The organism is Nocardia shimofusensis NBRC 100134 (assembly GCF_001613125.1).
Taxonomy (GTDB): domain Bacteria; phylum Actinomycetota; class Actinomycetes; order Mycobacteriales; family Mycobacteriaceae; genus Nocardia; species Nocardia shimofusensis.
In genome coordinates this window covers 89,016-104,199 of sequence record NZ_BDBT01000023.1, presented here as the reverse complement: position 1 = coordinate 104,199, position 15,184 = coordinate 89,016, and the positions used below count along the sequence as shown (strand labels likewise).

Sequence of the window (15,184 nt, the reverse complement as noted above, 5' to 3'; positions counted from 1 at the left end):
TTCGATAACAGGTTCTTCCCGCCGGGCATCCCCGTGACGCGCCGTGGAGACAGATAGCTGGACATGTGTCTGGACAGTACCATCGACACCATTCCATAACAATGGGCACCGCGAACACTTCCATGAAACCCCTCCCCCGGTCGATACGCAGGCGATCGCGGCAACCGGCCCGCCGGCGCCGGAACCGGAACACGTTCCCGCGACCGCGAGCGGCGGGCGAACGGATCCACAGCGCGTCACCGGGCACATCCCCCGAGCGGGGACTACGGTTTGTCTCGCCGCCTTCACGACCCCGACAGCAACGACCGGTTCCCCGGGCAGCGCCGCGGCGCACCGCCCGACCGCCATCCCTTCCGTCCCGAGCGTCGATCCGTTCCGTCAGCACCGGTTCACCCCGAAACCACCCACCCGTCCCGAAAGCGCAGTCATGACAGACGAGATCGCCGAGACCTACGACGTCATCGTTCTGGGAGCAGGCCCGGCGGGCGAGAATGTCGCCGACCGGACCGCCGCCGCCGGCCTGAGCACCGTCGTCGTGGAGTCCGAACTCATCGGCGGCGAATGCTCGTACTGGGCCTGCGTCCCCAGCAAAGCGCTGCTGCGCCCGGCACTGTTGCGCGCCGAGGCAACCCGCCTGCCCGGCGTCGACACGATGGTCACCGGACCGCTCGATGCCCCGGCCGTCCTGGCACACCGCGACGCCATGGTCTCCGGCTGGGACGACCAGGGGCAGGCCGAATGGCTCGAATCCGCGAACATCGCGCTCGTCCGCGGCTTCGGCCGGATCGCCGGGCCACGCCAGGTGAGGGTCGAGACCCCCGGGGGCGAGGTGCGGCTCACCGCGCGGCACGCGGTGGCCGTGTGCACCGGCTCGCGCGCCGCCGTGCCCGCCCTGCCGGGCCTGGACGGCGTGCGCATCTGGACCAGTCGGGAGGCCACAAGCGCACGCCGGGTGCCGAGCCGATTGATCGTGGTCGGCGGCGGCGTGGTCGCCACCGAGATGGCGACCGCATGGCGGGCCCTGGGTTCGCGGGTCACCGTCGTCGTCCGCGGCGAGCGACTGCTGCCCCGCGTCGAGACCTTCGCCGCGGATCTGGTCACCGAGCGGCTGCGCGAATCCGGCGTCGACCTGCGATTCGGCGCCACCGTCACCTCCGCCGAACGGTCCGGCGGGCCGGGCGACCGCATCGACGTCACGCTCGGCGACGACACCCACCTCGTCACCGACGAACTCCTCTTCGCGACCGGGCGCGCACCACGCACCGAGGACATCGGCCTCGACACCGTCGGGCTGACCCCGGGCGACTGGATCGACATCGACGACACCTGCACCGCGACCGGGATCGCGGGCGATTGGCTGTATGCGGTGGGCGATGTCAATCACCGCGTGCTGCTCACCCATCAGGGCAAGTACCAGGCGCGCATCGCGAGCGCGGCCATCACCGACCGGGCGCGCGGGAACGCGCTCGACACCGCCGACTGGGGACGGCACGCGAGCACCGCCGACCGGCTGGCCGTACCGCAGGTCGTGTTCACCGACCCGGAGATCGCCACCGTCGGCCGCACCACCGAGGACGCCGCGCGCGCCGGACTCGAGGTCGACGTGGTCGATTACGACCTCGGCCGGGTCTCCGGCGCGATGCAGTACGACCCGGCGTATCGCGGCCACGCCCGGATACTGATCGATCCGCGCCGTCGCGTGGTCGTCGGCGCGACCTTCGCCGGGCCGGGCGTCGCCGAACTGCTGCATTCGGCGACAGTCGCCGTCGCCGGGGAGATCCCACTCGACCGGCTCTGGCACGCGGTGCCGTCGTTCCCGACCATCAGCGAAGTCTGGCTGCGGCTGCTGGAAACCTATCGCGACGAACAGCATTCCCGCGTCGGCGCCTGACCACCGCGAGGGCTGGTACCTCGACACGTCCGGCGATGGTCCGACCGGGTACTGTGAACACCGCAAACAGGAACACGTTCTTGCGGTCCATGATCGAATCGGACTATATTCCGAACACCTGTCCAGACAGTTCGGAGGGGCCCGCCGCCGCGCCGCGGCAGACCGTTCGCACGATCGAGTTCGAGGAGCCACGCATGCGGCGTTCTTCCCCCAGCACCGTCTTCGTGCCGGACACGCGGTCATGAGCGGGGCACAACCGGCCGAGCAGCGGTCCGAGACGCGGGCGCGCGGGCTGGCGAAGATGGGCGAGGTCTACGGCTTCGACTTCGCCGACGGCCCGGACGAGCTGTTCGCGATCACCGCCGACCACCTCTTCGCGGGTATCTGGTCCCGCCCCGGACTCACCCTGCGGGATCGCAGGCTGTTGCTGCTCGGCGCGCTCGCGGCCGGCGGAATGTTCGACGTGGCGGGCATCCAGGTGGGTGCCGCGCTGCACAACGGGGAGCTGAGCCAGGAGCAGTTGCGCGAGGCCGCCCGCTTCCTCGGCGACCACCTCGGCTCCGTGCCCGGCGAAGGGCTCGACGCGGTCGTCACCGCCGCACTCGACCCAGCCTGACCCACTCTCCGCCGGCCCCTCTCGACCCGGCCCCCGATCGGCCGGGACCACGCACAGACAAGGCAGCGATCATGCGCTACGGCATCGTCCTCTTCACCAGCGACCGCGGCATCACCCCCGCCGCGGCGGCGCGGGCCGCCGAGGACAACGGCTTCCACTCGTTCTTCGTCCCCGAACACACCCACATCCCGGTCAAGCGCGAGGCCGCGCATCCGGGCACCGGCGATGCATCGCTGCCCGACGACCGCTACATGCGCACCCTCGACCCCTGGGTGGCGCTGGCGACGGCCGCCGCGGTCACCGAACGGATCGAACTCGCGACGGCGGTGGCGCTGCCCACCGAGAGCGACCCGATCACGCTGGCCAAGACCATCGCCTCACTGGACCACCTGTCCGGCGGTCGCGTCCTGCTCGGCGCCGGATTCGGCTGGAACACCGACGAACTCACCGATCACGGGGTGCCCGCGGGCAAACGCCGGACCGTGCTGCGCGAGTACCTGGAGGGCATGCGCGCGCTGTGGCGTGACGACGAGGCCGAGTACTCAGGCGAGTTCCTGTCCTTCGGCCCGAGCTGGGCATGGCCGAAACCGGTGCGCCGGAACGTGCCGGTACTGATCGGCGCGGGCGGCACCGAGAAGACATTCCGGTGGATCGCGAAGTCCGCCGACGGATGGATCACCACCCCGGGCGAAACCGACGTCACCGACCGGCTCGCACTGCTGCAACAGATCTGGGCCGACGCCGGGCGCGAGGGGGCTCCGAGGGTCGTCGCGCTGGACATGAAGCCGGACGCGCAGCGTCTCGCGGATTGGGCCGCTGCGGGCGTGACCGACGTACTGTACGGTTTGCCCGATAAGCCCGAGGACCAGGTACGGGCCTACCTCGAGCGTCTCGCCGCCAAGCTGGCCGTACCGGCCGGGGAAGGACACTGAACCGTGCGCATCGCCCTGCTGTCCTACCGGAGCAAGACACACTGCGGCGGACAGGGCGTCTACGTCCGTAAACTCAGCGCCGGACTGGCCGAGCTCGGTCACGAGGTGGAAGTCTTTTCGGGACAACCGTATCCGGAGGATCTCGATCCGCGCGTTCGCCTGACCGAAGTGCCCGGCCTGGATCTCTACCGCGAGCCCGACCCGTTCCGCACGCCCCGGCTCTCGGAGATCCGCGACCGCATCGACGTGCTCGAGGTCGCCACCATGTGGACAGCGGGCTTCCCCGAACCGCGCACCTTCAGCCTGCGCGCCGCGCGGTTGCTGGCCGAACGCGCCGACGAGTTCGACGTGGTGCACGACAATCAGTGCCTGGGCAGCGGGCTGCTCGACATCGCCGAGTTCCTGCCGGTGGTGGCCACCGTGCACCACCCCATCACCCGCGATCTCGCCGTCGACCTGGCGGCCGCGCCGCTGCGCCGGAAACCGTTGGTGCGCCGCTGGTACGGCTTCCTCGGCATGCAGAAGCGGGTGGCGCGGCGCATCCCCGAGCTGGTCACCGTCTCCAGTTCCTCGGCCACCGATATCGTGGCCGATTTCGGCGTCGATCCGGGACAGCTCAGCGTGGTGCCGCTGGGCGTCGACACCGACCTGTTCGCCCCGCGCCCGCAACCGCGGGTGCCCGGCCGCATCGTCGCGGTGGCCAGCGCCGACAAGCCGCTCAAGGGCGTCTCGCATCTGCTGCGCGCCTGCTCGCGGCTGCGGGTGACCCACAAGATCGAGCTGCAACTGGTCGCCAAGCTCGAGCCGGAGGGCCCGACCGAGAAGCTGATCGCCGAACTGGGTCTGTCCGACATCGTCACGGTCCGTTCCGGACTCAGCGACGACGAGCTCGCCGAGCTGCTGGCCTCTGCCGAGATCGCCTGCATCCCTTCGCTCTACGAAGGATTCTCACTGCCCGCCGTGGAGGCGATGGCCAGCGGGACCCCCCTGGTGGTGAGCCGGGCGGGCGCGCTGCCCGAGGTCGTGGGCGAGCCCGGCGTGTGCGCCGACCTGATCACTCCCGGCGACGCCGAGGAACTGACCGCCGCGCTCGGCGCGCTGTTCGACGCGCCGCTGCGCCGGGCGGAGATGTCGCGGGCGGGCCGCGAGCGGGCGGTGGCGGTGTTCGGCTGGGAGTCGGTCGCCGCGCAGACCACCCGGATCTACCAGCGCGCCATCGCCCGCGCGAACGGCGCGCCGCAATCGGAAGTCCCCAGCTCCCCGCACATTCAGGCGACATCGCACATTCAGCGCACACAGGAGGATCACCGTGCTGACCGTTGACTTCGACCGACTCCGCATCGCCCCGGGCACACGGGTGATCGACGTCGGTTGTGGCGCGGGCAGGCATTCGTTCGAGGCCTACCGGCGCGGTGCCGACATCATCGCCTTCGATCTGAACACCGAGGATCTGGCCGGTGTGCAGACGATGTTCGAGGCGATGGCCCAGGCCGGAGAGGCGCCCGCGGGCGCGACGGCGCGCACCGTGCGCGGCGACGCGCTGGCACTGCCCTACCCGGACAACCACTTCGACATCGTCATCGCCTCGGAGATCCTCGAGCACGTCCCGGCCGATGATCAGGCCATCGCCGAGCTGGCTCGGGTGCTGAAACCGGGCGGCGATCTCGTGGTGACGGTGCCGCGCTGGCTGCCCGAGCGGGTGTGCTGGGCGTTGTCGACCGAATACCACAGCAACGAGGGCGGGCACGTGCGGATCTATCGCGCCGGCGAGTTGCGCGACAAGATCGCCGGGCGCGGATTGCGTTTCGTGCGCAGCAGCCACGTGCACGCGCTGCACGCGCCGTACTGGTGGCTCAAGTGCGCGGTCGGAGTGAACAACGAGAACAACCCGCTGGTGCGGGCATACCACAAGATGCTGGTGTGGGACATGATGTCGCGGCCCGCGGTGACCCGGGTGGCCGAGACCCTGCTGGATCCGCTCATCGGTAAGAGCGTCGCGCTGTACTTCGCCAAGCCGGCGGTGCAACGTGCGGTCGTCTGAACTCCCGAGTGTCCCACTGGCACTGACGCGGAAACAGTGCCTGCGGACCGGGGAGTCGATCGCGGCCGCGCAGGAATCCTCGGGCGCCATCCCGTGGTTTCCCGGCGGCCACACCGATCCGTGGGATCACGTGGAATCGGCGATGGCGCTGTCGATCACCGGGTTCCGGGACGAGGCCGTGGCGGCCTACCGCTGGTCGGCCCGGACCCAGCGGCCGGATGGGTCGTGGCCGAGGCAGTTCCGGGACGGGGTGATCGAGGACGCCAATTCCGAGACCAACTTCTGCGCCTATCTCGCGACAGGTGTCTGGCACCACACACTGTGCACCGGCGATCTGGGTTTCGCCGCCGAGATGTGGCCGACGGTGCGCGCGGGCATCGAGCATGTGCTGGCACTGAGCGGCCCGGACGGTCAGATCCCCTGGGCGGGAAGCGAACACGGCCCGATGGCGGAGGCACTGGTGACCGGATGCGCGAGCATCCACCACAGTCTCGGCTGTGCCGTCGCGCTGGCGGAGGCGATGAACGACCCGCACCCGGAGTGGGCGAGCGCGCAGGCCCGGCTGGGTGCGGCGCTGCGGTCGCGACCGGAACTCTTCACGCCGAAGGACCGTTACTCGATGGACTGGTACTACCCGGTGCTCGGCGGCGCGTTGCGTGGACCCGCCGCGGTGGCCCGCATCGATGCGCGCTGGGAGGAGTTCGTGGTCGGCAATATCGGCATCCGCTGTGTGGCGGACCGGCCGTGGGTGACCGGGGCCGAGACGTGCGAGCTGGTGCTGGCATTGGACGCGATCGGCGACGCCGACCGAGCGCACCGATTGTTCGCGGCCATGCAGCATCTGCGCGAGAGCGACGGTTCCTATTGGACCGGACTGGTTTTCGCCGACGGGAAGCGCTGGCCCGAAGAGCGGACCACCTGGACGGCCGCGGCGGTCGTGCTGGCCGCCGACGCGCTGTCACGGACCACGCCCGCCAACGGACTCTTCCGCGCCCTCACGCTGCCCGTCCCCGTAGGCGTCGGGGCCTGATCCGAGCACCGGCGCACGGTCGGCCGCGGACCGCTCAGCGGATGCGTTCGAGGATCCGCAGCGATCCGGTCGCGCCGACCTCGCGGAACTCACCGCTGTCGAGCGCGCGGCGGTAGATGTTGTACGGGGGCCTGCCGCCGTCGGCCGGGTCGGGGAACACATCGTGGATCGCCAGCGCTTTGCCCGCGGCGACGAACTTCGCCCAACCGGAATAGTCGTTCTGGGCGGCTTCTTCGGTGTGGCCGCCGTCGATGAACAGGAAGTCCAGCGGTGCGCCCCAGACCGAGGACAACTGCCGCGAGGATCCGACCAGCGCGACGACGGTCTCGCCGAGTCCGGCGCGCAGGATCGCGTGGCGGAATTCCGGCAGGGTGTCGAAACAGCCGGTCTCCGGGTCGACCAGGCTGGTGTCGTGGTATTCCCAGCCGGGCTGGTGTTCCTCGGAACCGCGGTGGTGATCGACGGTGTAGACGACCGAACCGCGGGCCCGCGCCGCCGCGCCGACCAGAATCGTGGATTTGCCGCAGTAGGTGCCGATTTCGACAATCGGACCGCCCGAGGAATAGCGCAGAATCGCGTCGTGCAACGCCTGCCCCTCGTCCTCGGGGAGGAATCCCCGGACCCCGCGGGAGAGCTGGAACAGTTCCTCGTCCGACTTCGCGGACGCGGCGCCGAGTTGCGACGTGGACTGCTGCGTCATGAACGACCGTGCTCCCTCGAATATTGCTGTTCAAGAACGCCGATAGTAGCATCCAGACACATGTCCGAACGCAATTCCAAGACGCTCGAGGCGACTCGCCGGCGTCTCAGCGGCAAACAGGCGGACACGGTCGAGAAATTGACCAAGGCCGCGCTCACCGTACTGGGGCGGGCGGGCTACAGCGGCATGACCATCCGGATCGTGGCCGCCGAGGCGGGGGTCGGGGCGGCCACCGCCTACACCTACTTCTCCTCCAAGGAGCATCTGGTCGCCGAGATCTTCTGGCGGCGACTGCACGCCTCGCCGAGCCCGGTCGCACCCGAAGCCGAGCGCACCGCCCGAGTGGTGGCGGAACTGCGCAACATCGCCCTGCTGGTGGCCGGTGAGCCGGAGCTGTCCGGGGCGGTGACCAGCGCACTGCTCAGTCACGATGCGGATGTGCAGCATCTGCGCACGCGGATCGGCCTGGAGATCCGCGCGCGCATCACCACCGCGCTGGCCCCCGACCCCGATCCCGAGATCGTGGAGTCGCTCGAACTCGTCTACGCCGGAGCCCTCATGCGGGCGGGCATGGGCCACGAGTCCTACACCGATATCGCCGACCGGATCGAACGTTCGGCACTGCGCGTCCTGCGCTGACCGGGCACGCTCCCCCACTCGATCGGGCGAACGCGGGCGGGGCCGCTCTCGGCTCCGGGCCGAGAGCGGGCTCGCGGTCCGACCCGACGCGAGACCGCCTCGACAGCGAGACCGACTCGGCTCGGTCGTCGATGCCGAGCGGGTGCGGCCCTGTCGCCGGCTGCGCGATTACTCGCCCGTCGCGACCGGGTTGTCCGGGTCCGAGGACCACTGCGACCAGGAGCCGGGGAACAGGGCGAGATCGATGCCGGCCGACGCGGCGGCGACGACGAGAACGGCTGCGGTCACGCCGGATCCACAGTAGGCCCCCAGCGGGGTCGCGCCGTCCACGCCGCGTCTGGCGAATCGCTCCCGCAGCTTCTCGGGCTCGACGAATCCGCCGTCCTCGTGCAGCACACGGGTGGAGGGGAGGTTCACCGAGCCGGGGATGTGCCCCGCGATCGGGTCTACCGGTTCCAGCTCGCCCCGGAAGCGTTCGGGCGCACGGGCATCCAGCAAGATGCCGTTCGCGGCGATCTGCGCGGCTTCGGCGGCGGTCAGTACCGGCAGCGCGCCCGCGTACAGGTCGTCGTGGGCGACGGTGACCGATCCGGTGCGTTCCGCCGCGCGGCCGTACTGAACGGACCCGCCCGCTTCCAGCCAGCCGGCCAGACCGCCGTCGAGAATGCGCACATCGGTCAGGCCCGCGGCGCGCAGCACCCACCAGGCCCGCGACGAGCCCGCGCGGTTCCAGTCGTCGTAGGCCACGACGGTGTCACCGTCGTCGATCCCCCAGCGCCGCAGCGAGGCCTGCAGGTCACGACCCGACGGCAGCGGATGACGGCCGCGGCCGGTGACGGAGGGATCGCTCAATTCCGTCTCGAGGTCGACGTACACCGCGCCCGGAATGTGACCGTCGGCGAAGGCTTCCCTGCCGTCGGGCCGGGTCAGCGCCCAGCGGACGTCGAGCAGGCGGACGGGGGCGTCGGTGGCCAGCAGATCGGCGAGTTCGGTGGCGGTGATGATGGTCATCGTGTTCCTGTCGTGGTGCTGATTTCCCGCTCTGCGCGCACGGATTCGGGCTCGGCGAGGTCGGCAGGCCACCAGATGCGGGGGCCGATGAGGGCGAACAGCGCGGGGACGACGACGGTGCGCACGACGAAGGTGTCCAGGACGATGCCGATGCCGACGATGATGCCGAGCTGGGTCAGAGTGATCAGCGGCAGCACGCCGAGCACGGCGAACACCGCCGCCAGCACGATGCCCGCGCTGGTGATCACCGGGCCGGTCGCCGAGACCGCGCGCACGATGCCGCGGGCGGTGCCGTGATCGAGGGCTTCTTCCCGCGCGCGGGTCACCAGGAAAATCGTGTAGTCGACGCCGAGGGCGACCAGGAACAGGAAGCCGAACAGCGGGACGGTGGTGTCCAGGGCGGGGAAGCCGAAGATGTGTTCGCTGACCAGGCTGCCCAGACCGATGGCGGCCAGGGAGCTGAGCACGGTTACGCCGATGAGCACCAGCGCCGCTGGCACCGCTCGCAGCAGCGCCAGCAGCACGCTGAAGACCACGGCGAGGATCAACGGGATGACCAGCAGCTGGTCTTTCCGCGCGGCCTCGGCGGTGTCGAGTTGCTTCGCGTCGCTACCGCCGGCCAACGCCTCGGCGCCGGGAACCTCCCCCAGCCGGGCGCGCAGGTCATCGATGGTGTCGAAGGCCTCCTGGGAAGCGGGAGGCGCGTCGAGGGTCACCGCCCAGCGGGTCGTGCCCTCGTGCGGCGGGCCGGTCGGCACGGCTCGCGAGACGCCGGGCTCGGCGTCGAGCGCGCGCTGGACATCCGCCTCGGCCTCGGTGCGGGCCAGCACGATGGTGGGATCGGAGGCGCCGGAGGGGAAGTGCGCCGCCAGGGTGTCGAGCGCGTCCACCGATTCCGCGCGCACCCGGAACTGGTCGGACTGCGACAGACCGACATCGGTGCCGAGCAGGCCCGCCGCGCAGAGCAGCAGGGCGGCCAGGGCGCCCGCGGCGACCGGCGCGGGCCTGCGCACCACGCGGTCGGCCAGCTTGTACCAGGCGCCGGAACCGGCGTTGTCGGTGCCGTCGACGGCCGGGATGAAGGGCCAGAACACCCGGCGGCCGCACAGTGCCAGCGCGGCGGGAAGCGCGGTGAGCACGAACAGCGCGGCCGTGATCACGCCGGCCGCCGCCATCAGACCGAGACTGCGGGTGTTGGGCAGCGCGGCCAGCAGCAGGGTGAGCAGCGCCAGGACGACGGTCACATTGCTGGCGACGATGGCGGGCCCGCAGCGGCGCACGGCCCGGCGCAGGGCGTCGCGATGGTTCTCGTGGCGATGCAGTTCGTCGCGGTAGCGCGAGATGAGCAACAGTGCGTAGTTGGTGCCCGCGCCGAAGACGAGCACGCTGGTGATGCCGGAGGTCGAGCCGTCGAAGCTCAGGTCGGTGACCCGGGCAAGCAGCACACCGAGACTCACGGCGATACGGTCGGCCAGACCGACCACCAGCAGCGGCACCAGCCACAGCACGGGCGAGCGATAGGTCAGCATCAGCAGCACCGCGACCACCGACGCGGTGACCAGCAGCAGGGTGACATCGGCGCCGGCGAAGGCGTTGGCGATGTCGGCGCCGAAGGCGGGACCGCCGGTGATCTGGGTGCGCAGCCCGTCGGGCGCGCGTTCCTCGGCGAGCGTGCGCAGGCGCTCGACCTCGTCGTTGAGCGGGGCGCCGCTGAGTTCTGACGACACCGGGATCTGGCCGAGCGCGACCATCCGGTCCTCGGAGATGGTCAGATCGGCGGGCGGGCCACCGGCCTGGCCGCCGGTCTCGGCGCGGATCGCCGCCACCGCCCCGGTCGCGGCGGACAGCTGGGAATCGGTGAGTTGCTCGCCGTCGAGCCGGTCGAACACCACGATCGCGGCGGTGTTCCGGCCGCCGGGGAATTCTTCGACCATGCGCTGCACGCGAGCGGACTCGCTCGACTGGGGCAGCGAGGTCGGCCCGGCCCCTGCGGACTCGTTGGAGCCGGCCAGGCCCATCAGGGCTCCGGACGCGAGAAACACCAACAGCAGCACCAGCCAGGACCGCCGACCGGTGACAGCTGCGGCGAACCGATCTCCAGGTTTCACGATCAACAGCCTGTCAGAACTACCTGAGAGCGATTCTCAGGACCCTCGCTGGTGTGTCGGCGTGTCGGCGGCCCTGTCGAAAGCCATTTGCGCACACATGTGTTCATGCAGATGCACTTGCACTCGGAGAAAGGCGACCCTTAGGATTTCGGGAAACAGGGGAGCTTCACACCCGCAGAAGGCCAGGCGTCATGAATCAGCCACTTCACCATTCACCACATCCCGAGCGTTCCCGTCGTCTGGGCATCGCCGATGTCGCCGCAGCCTACGGCACCGAGGCCTTACAACGCCGGATCGCCCAGCTACACGAGTCCGGTCAGCACTATGCCGCACTGGCGATCGAGCGCGAGATCCGCGGCGCCACCGTCACCGAAGCCGGCTGATCCGGCGGCTCGCCGACGCCGTCCCGCCGCGCTCGATCTCGCCGAAGCGGCCCGCGGCCGGAATTGTTTTCCTATAGTGAGGCTCGATTCGGGCCCGGTCGTCGCGTGTCCGAGGTGGTAGTGGGAGCACACACCTATGAGTATCGCCGTGCCGGATCTTCCGCCGGAACCATCAGCGGGCAGGAGCGGCGGCGCATCGGTCCCGCTTCCCGGCCCCGACCGTCGCGCCGCCCGAACGCCGGGGCGGCTCTCGGCGAGCACGCCTCGGATCGGCTCATCCGGTGCGGTCGGGCGCACGGGCGCGGCCTCCGTTGTCACAGGGACCTCCGGGACCTCCGGGATCTCCGGGTCCGCCGGTGTCGCCGAGGTGGACCGGTTCTGTCGCACGGTGGCCGCGCAGGTGTTCGACGACGGGAAAGCGCCCGGCGAAGAGGATCTCGGCTGGTTCGGCGAGGCCGCCGCACGATGGGCAGGCGACGGTCTGCCGTTGAGCGCGGTCCTGCGCGCGTGCCAGGCGGGGCTGCGCACGGCCTTGGAGTCGGCCACCGCGCGCACGGCGGCCGGGAACGCGGGCGAGGTGCTCGACGCCACCGACCTGATGCTGGAACTGCTGCGTACGGTCACCGCCGTGGTCTGCGACGCCTACGTCGACGAGGATCGGCACCTGGCCCGCGAGCGTCACGCCTCGGCGCACACCCTGGCCTCGGCGCTGCTGAGCGGGCAGGCCGGTTCCGCTGTCGCCCGGCATGCCGGCCTGCCGATCGCGGAGTCCTATCAGGTGGTCGCGCTGTCGGCTCCCGCGCACCCCGACGATCGCGACGACAGATACGACGCGCCGACCACGGCCGGTCGCGCCCTGCGCAGGCTGCACTCGGCGGTCTCGGTCGTCTTCGGCGCACAGGTGCCCGCGCTGCTGTCGCCCACCGGCGGAACATTGCTGCTGCCGCGCGGCGGCGGAACACAGCTGCCGCGCGGCGGCGGAACACAGCTGCCGCGCGGCGGCGACGGGCCCGAACTCACCGCCGAACTCACCGCCGAACTGTTGGCCGAACTGTCCGCCGCGGCCGAGATCGCGCTGTCGGCGGCCGCGGTCCTCGCCGAGGCCGGCCAGGTGCCCGAGGCCGCCGAACAGGCGCACGAGTTGCTCGAGGTGGCGCGCGTCGCCGGGCGGGGCCCCGGCTTCTACAGGCTGGCCGACCTGGCGATGGAGTATCAGCTCACCCGGGGCGGGCCCGCGGGCAGGCAGCTGGCGCGCCTGTTCGATCCGCTCGACGCCCATCCCGAACTGTTCGACACCGCGCGCGCCTATCTGCGCAACGACATGAACCGCAGGCGTACCGCGCGGCAGCTGTTCGTGCACCCCAACACCGTCGACTACCGGCTGCGACGGATCGTCCAGCTCACCGGCATGGACCTGGCGACCGCCACCGGCATCGCCCGGGCCACCGCCGCCCTGCTCGCCCGCGACCTCGACCGCGCCGGGCCGAGAGGACGCGCGACGGCACCCGATGCCGTTTCGTGCTGGTCACCGGCACGGGGAAGCGAGATGCTGGAACCCCCGTGAGTCTGGATGGTGAACAGATGCGTATAGCGGAGATCTTGCGTAGGAAGGGCAGCGCGGTCGCCACCGTCGTGCCTGCCACGACGGTGCGCGAACTGCTCGGCATCCTGGCCGAGCACGATATCGGCGCGGTGGTCGTCTCCCCCGGCGACGGGGTGATCGCGGGCATCGTGTCCGAGCGTGACGTGGTACGCGGACTACACGAGCACGGCGCGGGCCTGCTGGACACCCCCGTCGGGACGCTCATGACCACTCGGGTACAGACCTGCGCCCCCGACGACCATGTCGACGATCTGCGCCAGGTCATGACCGAACACCGGGTCCGGCACCTGCCGGTCGTCAGCGACGGCAGATTGGCGGGCATCGTCAGCATCGGCGATGTGGTCAAGAGCGCCATCGACGAACTCGCCACCGAACGGCAACTGCTGGTCGACTACGTCGAGGGCGGGTACTGATCGGCGGCTCCGGGGACGGTTCTCCGGCCAGGACCGCTCACGATCCCGCGTCGGGCGTCGGCACGACCACACCGACAGGACCGTTGCCGACGCACAGTGTCAGCCCGGGTGTCACGGTCCGCACACGCAGCGCCTGCCCCGCACCGAGCAGCCGCACGAACACCCGGTGGAGACCGGCGCGGACGGGCACCCGCACGGTGTCGTCGCTGCCGTCGAGACCGAGATCGACCTCGCCGTCGGTGTTCGCGAAGTAGTTCAGTTGCACCGCCCATTCCCAGTCCATGAGCGGCCCGCCCAACGGCAACTCCACCGACCCGCCCGCGACGCGGTGACCGCAGCCGGGTACCGGCCCCTGCCCGAGGGTGCGGGTCGAGGTGACAGCGGCCGGAACGAGCCTGCCGGAATCGTCGAACACGCGCAGGACCTCGGTGGACCGCCGGAACTCCGGGCGTTCGCGGAGCGGACCGAAGATGTAGCCGACGCTGTTGTGCGGGTACGCGACCGGCAGCAGGATGTGGATCGCCACCGGGTGGTCCAGGATCGGGGTGCTCCGGTCGGCGGCGAGCGCCGCCCGCGCGTTCGCGAGATATTCGACCGTCGGGTTGTCACGCCAGCGCTGCACGAATGTCGCGGTCGAGCACAGGCTGCTCACGACGAATGCCGCGACCGCGACCACGACCACGACGGATTGCCGTCGAGGGCAGGGTAGGGGGCGCAGGGGGCGCACCGTCGTGCGGCGCGGAGCGCGGGCGATCAGTGCCCAGCCGATCGCGAGCAGGACCGCGCTGTCGGCGACGTAGCGCAGTGTCTGCCCCAGTTCGTCCGCGGTGTCGGGGCCGGTACGCACCAGGATCATCGATGCTTCGGACAGCGCGACGTAGACGACCGGCATCGCCCAGACGGCGGCGGTTCGCTGCCGATACCGCAGGGACCAGACCGCGGCTGCGGCCACAGCCGACCACCCGAGGACGACCAGGACGACCGGCGGGGTCGCCCACGGCGGGCTCGGCGGCCACCGCTCCCACGTCCAGGGACCGCCGAGCAGGGTCGGCACCAGCCCCAGCGAGGTGGCGCGATGCGCGAGCTCGGCCGCCTCCGCGACGGTGGGCCCGGCCGACCGAGGGGCCGCGAAGTGCAGGTACGCCGCCGCCCACGACACGACGACCACCACGAGCGGAATCCACAGCGCGCGTCCGCGCACGAGTGTCGTGCGCAGCGGTCGCGGCACCCCGTCCACTCGATACATCAGCGCCACGGTCGCGAACGCCACCAGCGGCACGAGCACCGATTTCTCGAAGAACGCCAGCGACACCGCCGCGACCACGGCGCCGGAGACCGCGAAACGGCGACGCCCGCCGCGACACAACAGGATCGCGTCTCCGGCCACCCACGCCAGACCGATCTGCAACGGCAACGAATTCAGAGCGGCCGCCCACCACGCGAACGACGGCAGTGTGAGCGGCGAGAACAGGTAGAACGCCAACGGCAGCAACACCGCCGGCCGCGCACCCAGCACCAGGCGCAACACCCGCAGCACCGCCAGCGACGCGAGCGCCTGCCCTACGAGCATCGTCACCGCGGGCACCGTCCAGTTCAACGGCGCCAGGGTCGTCGACATCCACGCGAGCGCGAACGCCGCGGGCATGAAGTGACCGTCGTGGTCGTAGAACAGGAACTCCCGCGACAGCAGCGGCGTCTGTCCCGATCGACCGATCAGGATCAGATCGTCCCAGTAGAAATCCCCGGAGAAGGCGACCGCCGCGCGAATCGCCAGCTGCAGCGCGATGAGACATCCCGCCGTGACCATCACCCGCCGG

General features: G+C 70.7%; 14 protein-coding genes. 10 read left to right on the top strand and 4 right to left on the bottom strand.

All coding sequences use genetic code 11. The annotated features are described in order from the left end of the window. The first annotated feature begins 427 nt into the window (after window positions 1-427). The 6 genes from NS3_RS20640 to NS3_RS20610 all read left to right on the top strand — a co-directional run bounded on the left by NS3_RS20640 (window position 428) and on the right by NS3_RS20610 (window position 6,510). Window positions 428-1,891 (top strand): dihydrolipoyl dehydrogenase family protein, encoded by a 1,464-nt coding sequence (locus tag NS3_RS20640; RefSeq protein ID WP_067862238.1) that lies wholly within the window; start codon window positions 428-430, stop codon window positions 1,889-1,891. Window positions 1,892-2,132: 241 nt separating this feature from the next. Continuing rightward, on the top strand, window positions 2,133-2,507 hold the full coding sequence (locus NS3_RS20630; RefSeq protein ID WP_067862235.1) for a carboxymuconolactone decarboxylase family protein: 375 nt from the start codon (window positions 2,133-2,135) through the stop codon (window positions 2,505-2,507). 71 nt (window positions 2,508-2,578) lie between these two features. Continuing rightward, entirely contained in the window at window positions 2,579-3,439 is an 861-nt protein-coding gene (locus NS3_RS20625) for a TIGR03619 family F420-dependent LLM class oxidoreductase (RefSeq protein WP_067862233.1), read from the top strand. A 3-nt stretch (window positions 3,440-3,442) separates the two neighbouring features. Continuing rightward, window positions 3,443-4,762 (top strand): glycosyltransferase family 4 protein, encoded by a 1,320-nt coding sequence (locus tag NS3_RS20620; RefSeq protein WP_245649719.1) that lies wholly within the window; start codon window positions 3,443-3,445, stop codon window positions 4,760-4,762. Next, entirely contained in the window at window positions 4,749-5,480 is a 732-nt protein-coding gene (locus NS3_RS20615) for a class I SAM-dependent methyltransferase (RefSeq protein ID WP_067862231.1), read from the top strand. Before NS3_RS20620 ends, NS3_RS20615 begins: the two co-directional genes overlap by 14 nt. Beyond that, window positions 5,467-6,510, top strand: a complete 1,044-nt coding sequence (locus NS3_RS20610) for a prenyltransferase (protein WP_067862229.1) — start codon at window positions 5,467-5,469, stop codon at window positions 6,508-6,510. The genes NS3_RS20615 and NS3_RS20610 overlap by 14 nt, the downstream gene beginning before the upstream one ends. 34 nt (window positions 6,511-6,544) lie before the next feature. Here NS3_RS20610 and NS3_RS20605 read toward each other — a convergent pair whose 3' ends face one another. Further along, a complete protein-coding gene (locus NS3_RS20605) occupies window positions 6,545-7,210 on the bottom strand; it encodes a class I SAM-dependent methyltransferase (protein ID WP_067862227.1) in 666 nt (221 codons plus the stop codon). A gap of 60 nt (window positions 7,211-7,270) precedes the next feature. Here NS3_RS20605 and NS3_RS20600 point away from each other — a divergent pair, with 60 nt between their 5' ends. Then, entirely contained in the window at window positions 7,271-7,849 is a 579-nt protein-coding gene (locus tag NS3_RS20600) for a TetR family transcriptional regulator (RefSeq protein ID WP_067862225.1), read from the top strand. A 168-nt stretch (window positions 7,850-8,017) separates the two neighbouring features. On the opposite strand, the gene NS3_RS20595 is transcribed toward NS3_RS20600, so the two are convergent. Both NS3_RS20595 and NS3_RS20590 read right to left on the bottom strand, forming a co-directional pair. Next, window positions 8,018-8,860, bottom strand: a complete 843-nt coding sequence (locus tag NS3_RS20595; RefSeq protein ID WP_067862223.1) for a sulfurtransferase — start codon at window positions 8,858-8,860, stop codon at window positions 8,018-8,020. Continuing rightward, a complete protein-coding gene (locus NS3_RS20590) occupies window positions 8,857-10,878 on the bottom strand; it encodes an MMPL family transporter (protein WP_067862295.1) in 2,022 nt (673 codons plus the stop codon). The genes NS3_RS20595 and NS3_RS20590 overlap by 4 nt, the downstream gene beginning before the upstream one ends. A 281-nt stretch (window positions 10,879-11,159) precedes the next feature. Here NS3_RS20590 and NS3_RS20585 point away from each other — a divergent pair, with 281 nt between their 5' ends. The 3 genes from NS3_RS20585 (at window position 11,160) to NS3_RS20575 (ending at window position 13,367) form a co-directional block, all read left to right on the top strand. Beyond that, window positions 11,160-11,351, top strand: coding sequence for a hypothetical protein (locus NS3_RS20585; RefSeq protein WP_067862221.1), 192 nt, complete (start codon window positions 11,160-11,162; stop codon window positions 11,349-11,351). 136 nt (window positions 11,352-11,487) lie between these two features. After that, entirely contained in the window at window positions 11,488-12,915 is a 1,428-nt protein-coding gene (locus tag NS3_RS20580; RefSeq protein WP_084495776.1) for a helix-turn-helix domain-containing protein, read from the top strand. Window positions 12,916-12,932: 17 nt separating this feature from the next. Beyond that, a complete protein-coding gene (locus NS3_RS20575; protein WP_067862293.1) occupies window positions 12,933-13,367 on the top strand; it encodes a CBS domain-containing protein in 435 nt (144 codons plus the stop codon). A 37-nt stretch (window positions 13,368-13,404) separates the two neighbouring features. Here the strand turns inward: NS3_RS20575 and NS3_RS20570 are convergent, their stop codons facing one another. Next, window positions 13,405-15,174 carry a hypothetical protein gene (locus tag NS3_RS20570; RefSeq protein ID WP_174550499.1) on the bottom strand — a complete coding sequence of 590 codons (1,770 nt, stop codon included), beginning with the start codon at window positions 15,172-15,174 and terminating at the stop codon, window positions 13,405-13,407. Window positions 15,175-15,184 lie beyond the last annotated feature (10 nt).

Excerpts from the sequence above, each read along its gene's own strand:
- NS3_RS20640 (WP_067862238.1), top strand. The coding sequence starts at position 428 with ATGACAGACGAGATCGCCGAGACCTACGACGTCATCGTTCTGGGAGCA.
- NS3_RS20630 (WP_067862235.1), top strand. The coding sequence starts at position 2,133 with ATGAGCGGGGCACAACCGGCCGAGCAGCGGTCCGAGACGCGGGCGCGC.
- NS3_RS20625 (WP_067862233.1), top strand. The coding sequence starts at position 2,579 with ATGCGCTACGGCATCGTCCTCTTCACCAGCGACCGCGGCATCACCCCC.
- NS3_RS20605 (WP_067862227.1), bottom strand. The coding sequence starts at position 7,210 with ATGACGCAGCAGTCCACGTCGCAACTCGGCGCCGCGTCCGCGAAGTCG.
- NS3_RS20600 (WP_067862225.1), top strand. The coding sequence starts at position 7,271 with ATGTCCGAACGCAATTCCAAGACGCTCGAGGCGACTCGCCGGCGTCTC.
- NS3_RS20595 (WP_067862223.1), bottom strand. The coding sequence starts at position 8,860 with ATGACCATCATCACCGCCACCGAACTCGCCGATCTGCTGGCCACCGAC.
- NS3_RS20590 (WP_067862295.1), bottom strand. The coding sequence starts at position 10,878 with ATGGGCCTGGCCGGCTCCAACGAGTCCGCAGGGGCCGGGCCGACCTCG.
- NS3_RS20585 (WP_067862221.1), top strand. The coding sequence starts at position 11,160 with ATGAATCAGCCACTTCACCATTCACCACATCCCGAGCGTTCCCGTCGT.
- NS3_RS20580 (WP_084495776.1), top strand. The coding sequence starts at position 11,488 with ATGAGTATCGCCGTGCCGGATCTTCCGCCGGAACCATCAGCGGGCAGG.
- NS3_RS20575 (WP_067862293.1), top strand. The coding sequence starts at position 12,933 with ATGCGTATAGCGGAGATCTTGCGTAGGAAGGGCAGCGCGGTCGCCACC.
- NS3_RS20570 (WP_174550499.1), bottom strand. The coding sequence starts at position 15,174 with ATGGTCACGGCGGGATGTCTCATCGCGCTGCAGCTGGCGATTCGCGCG.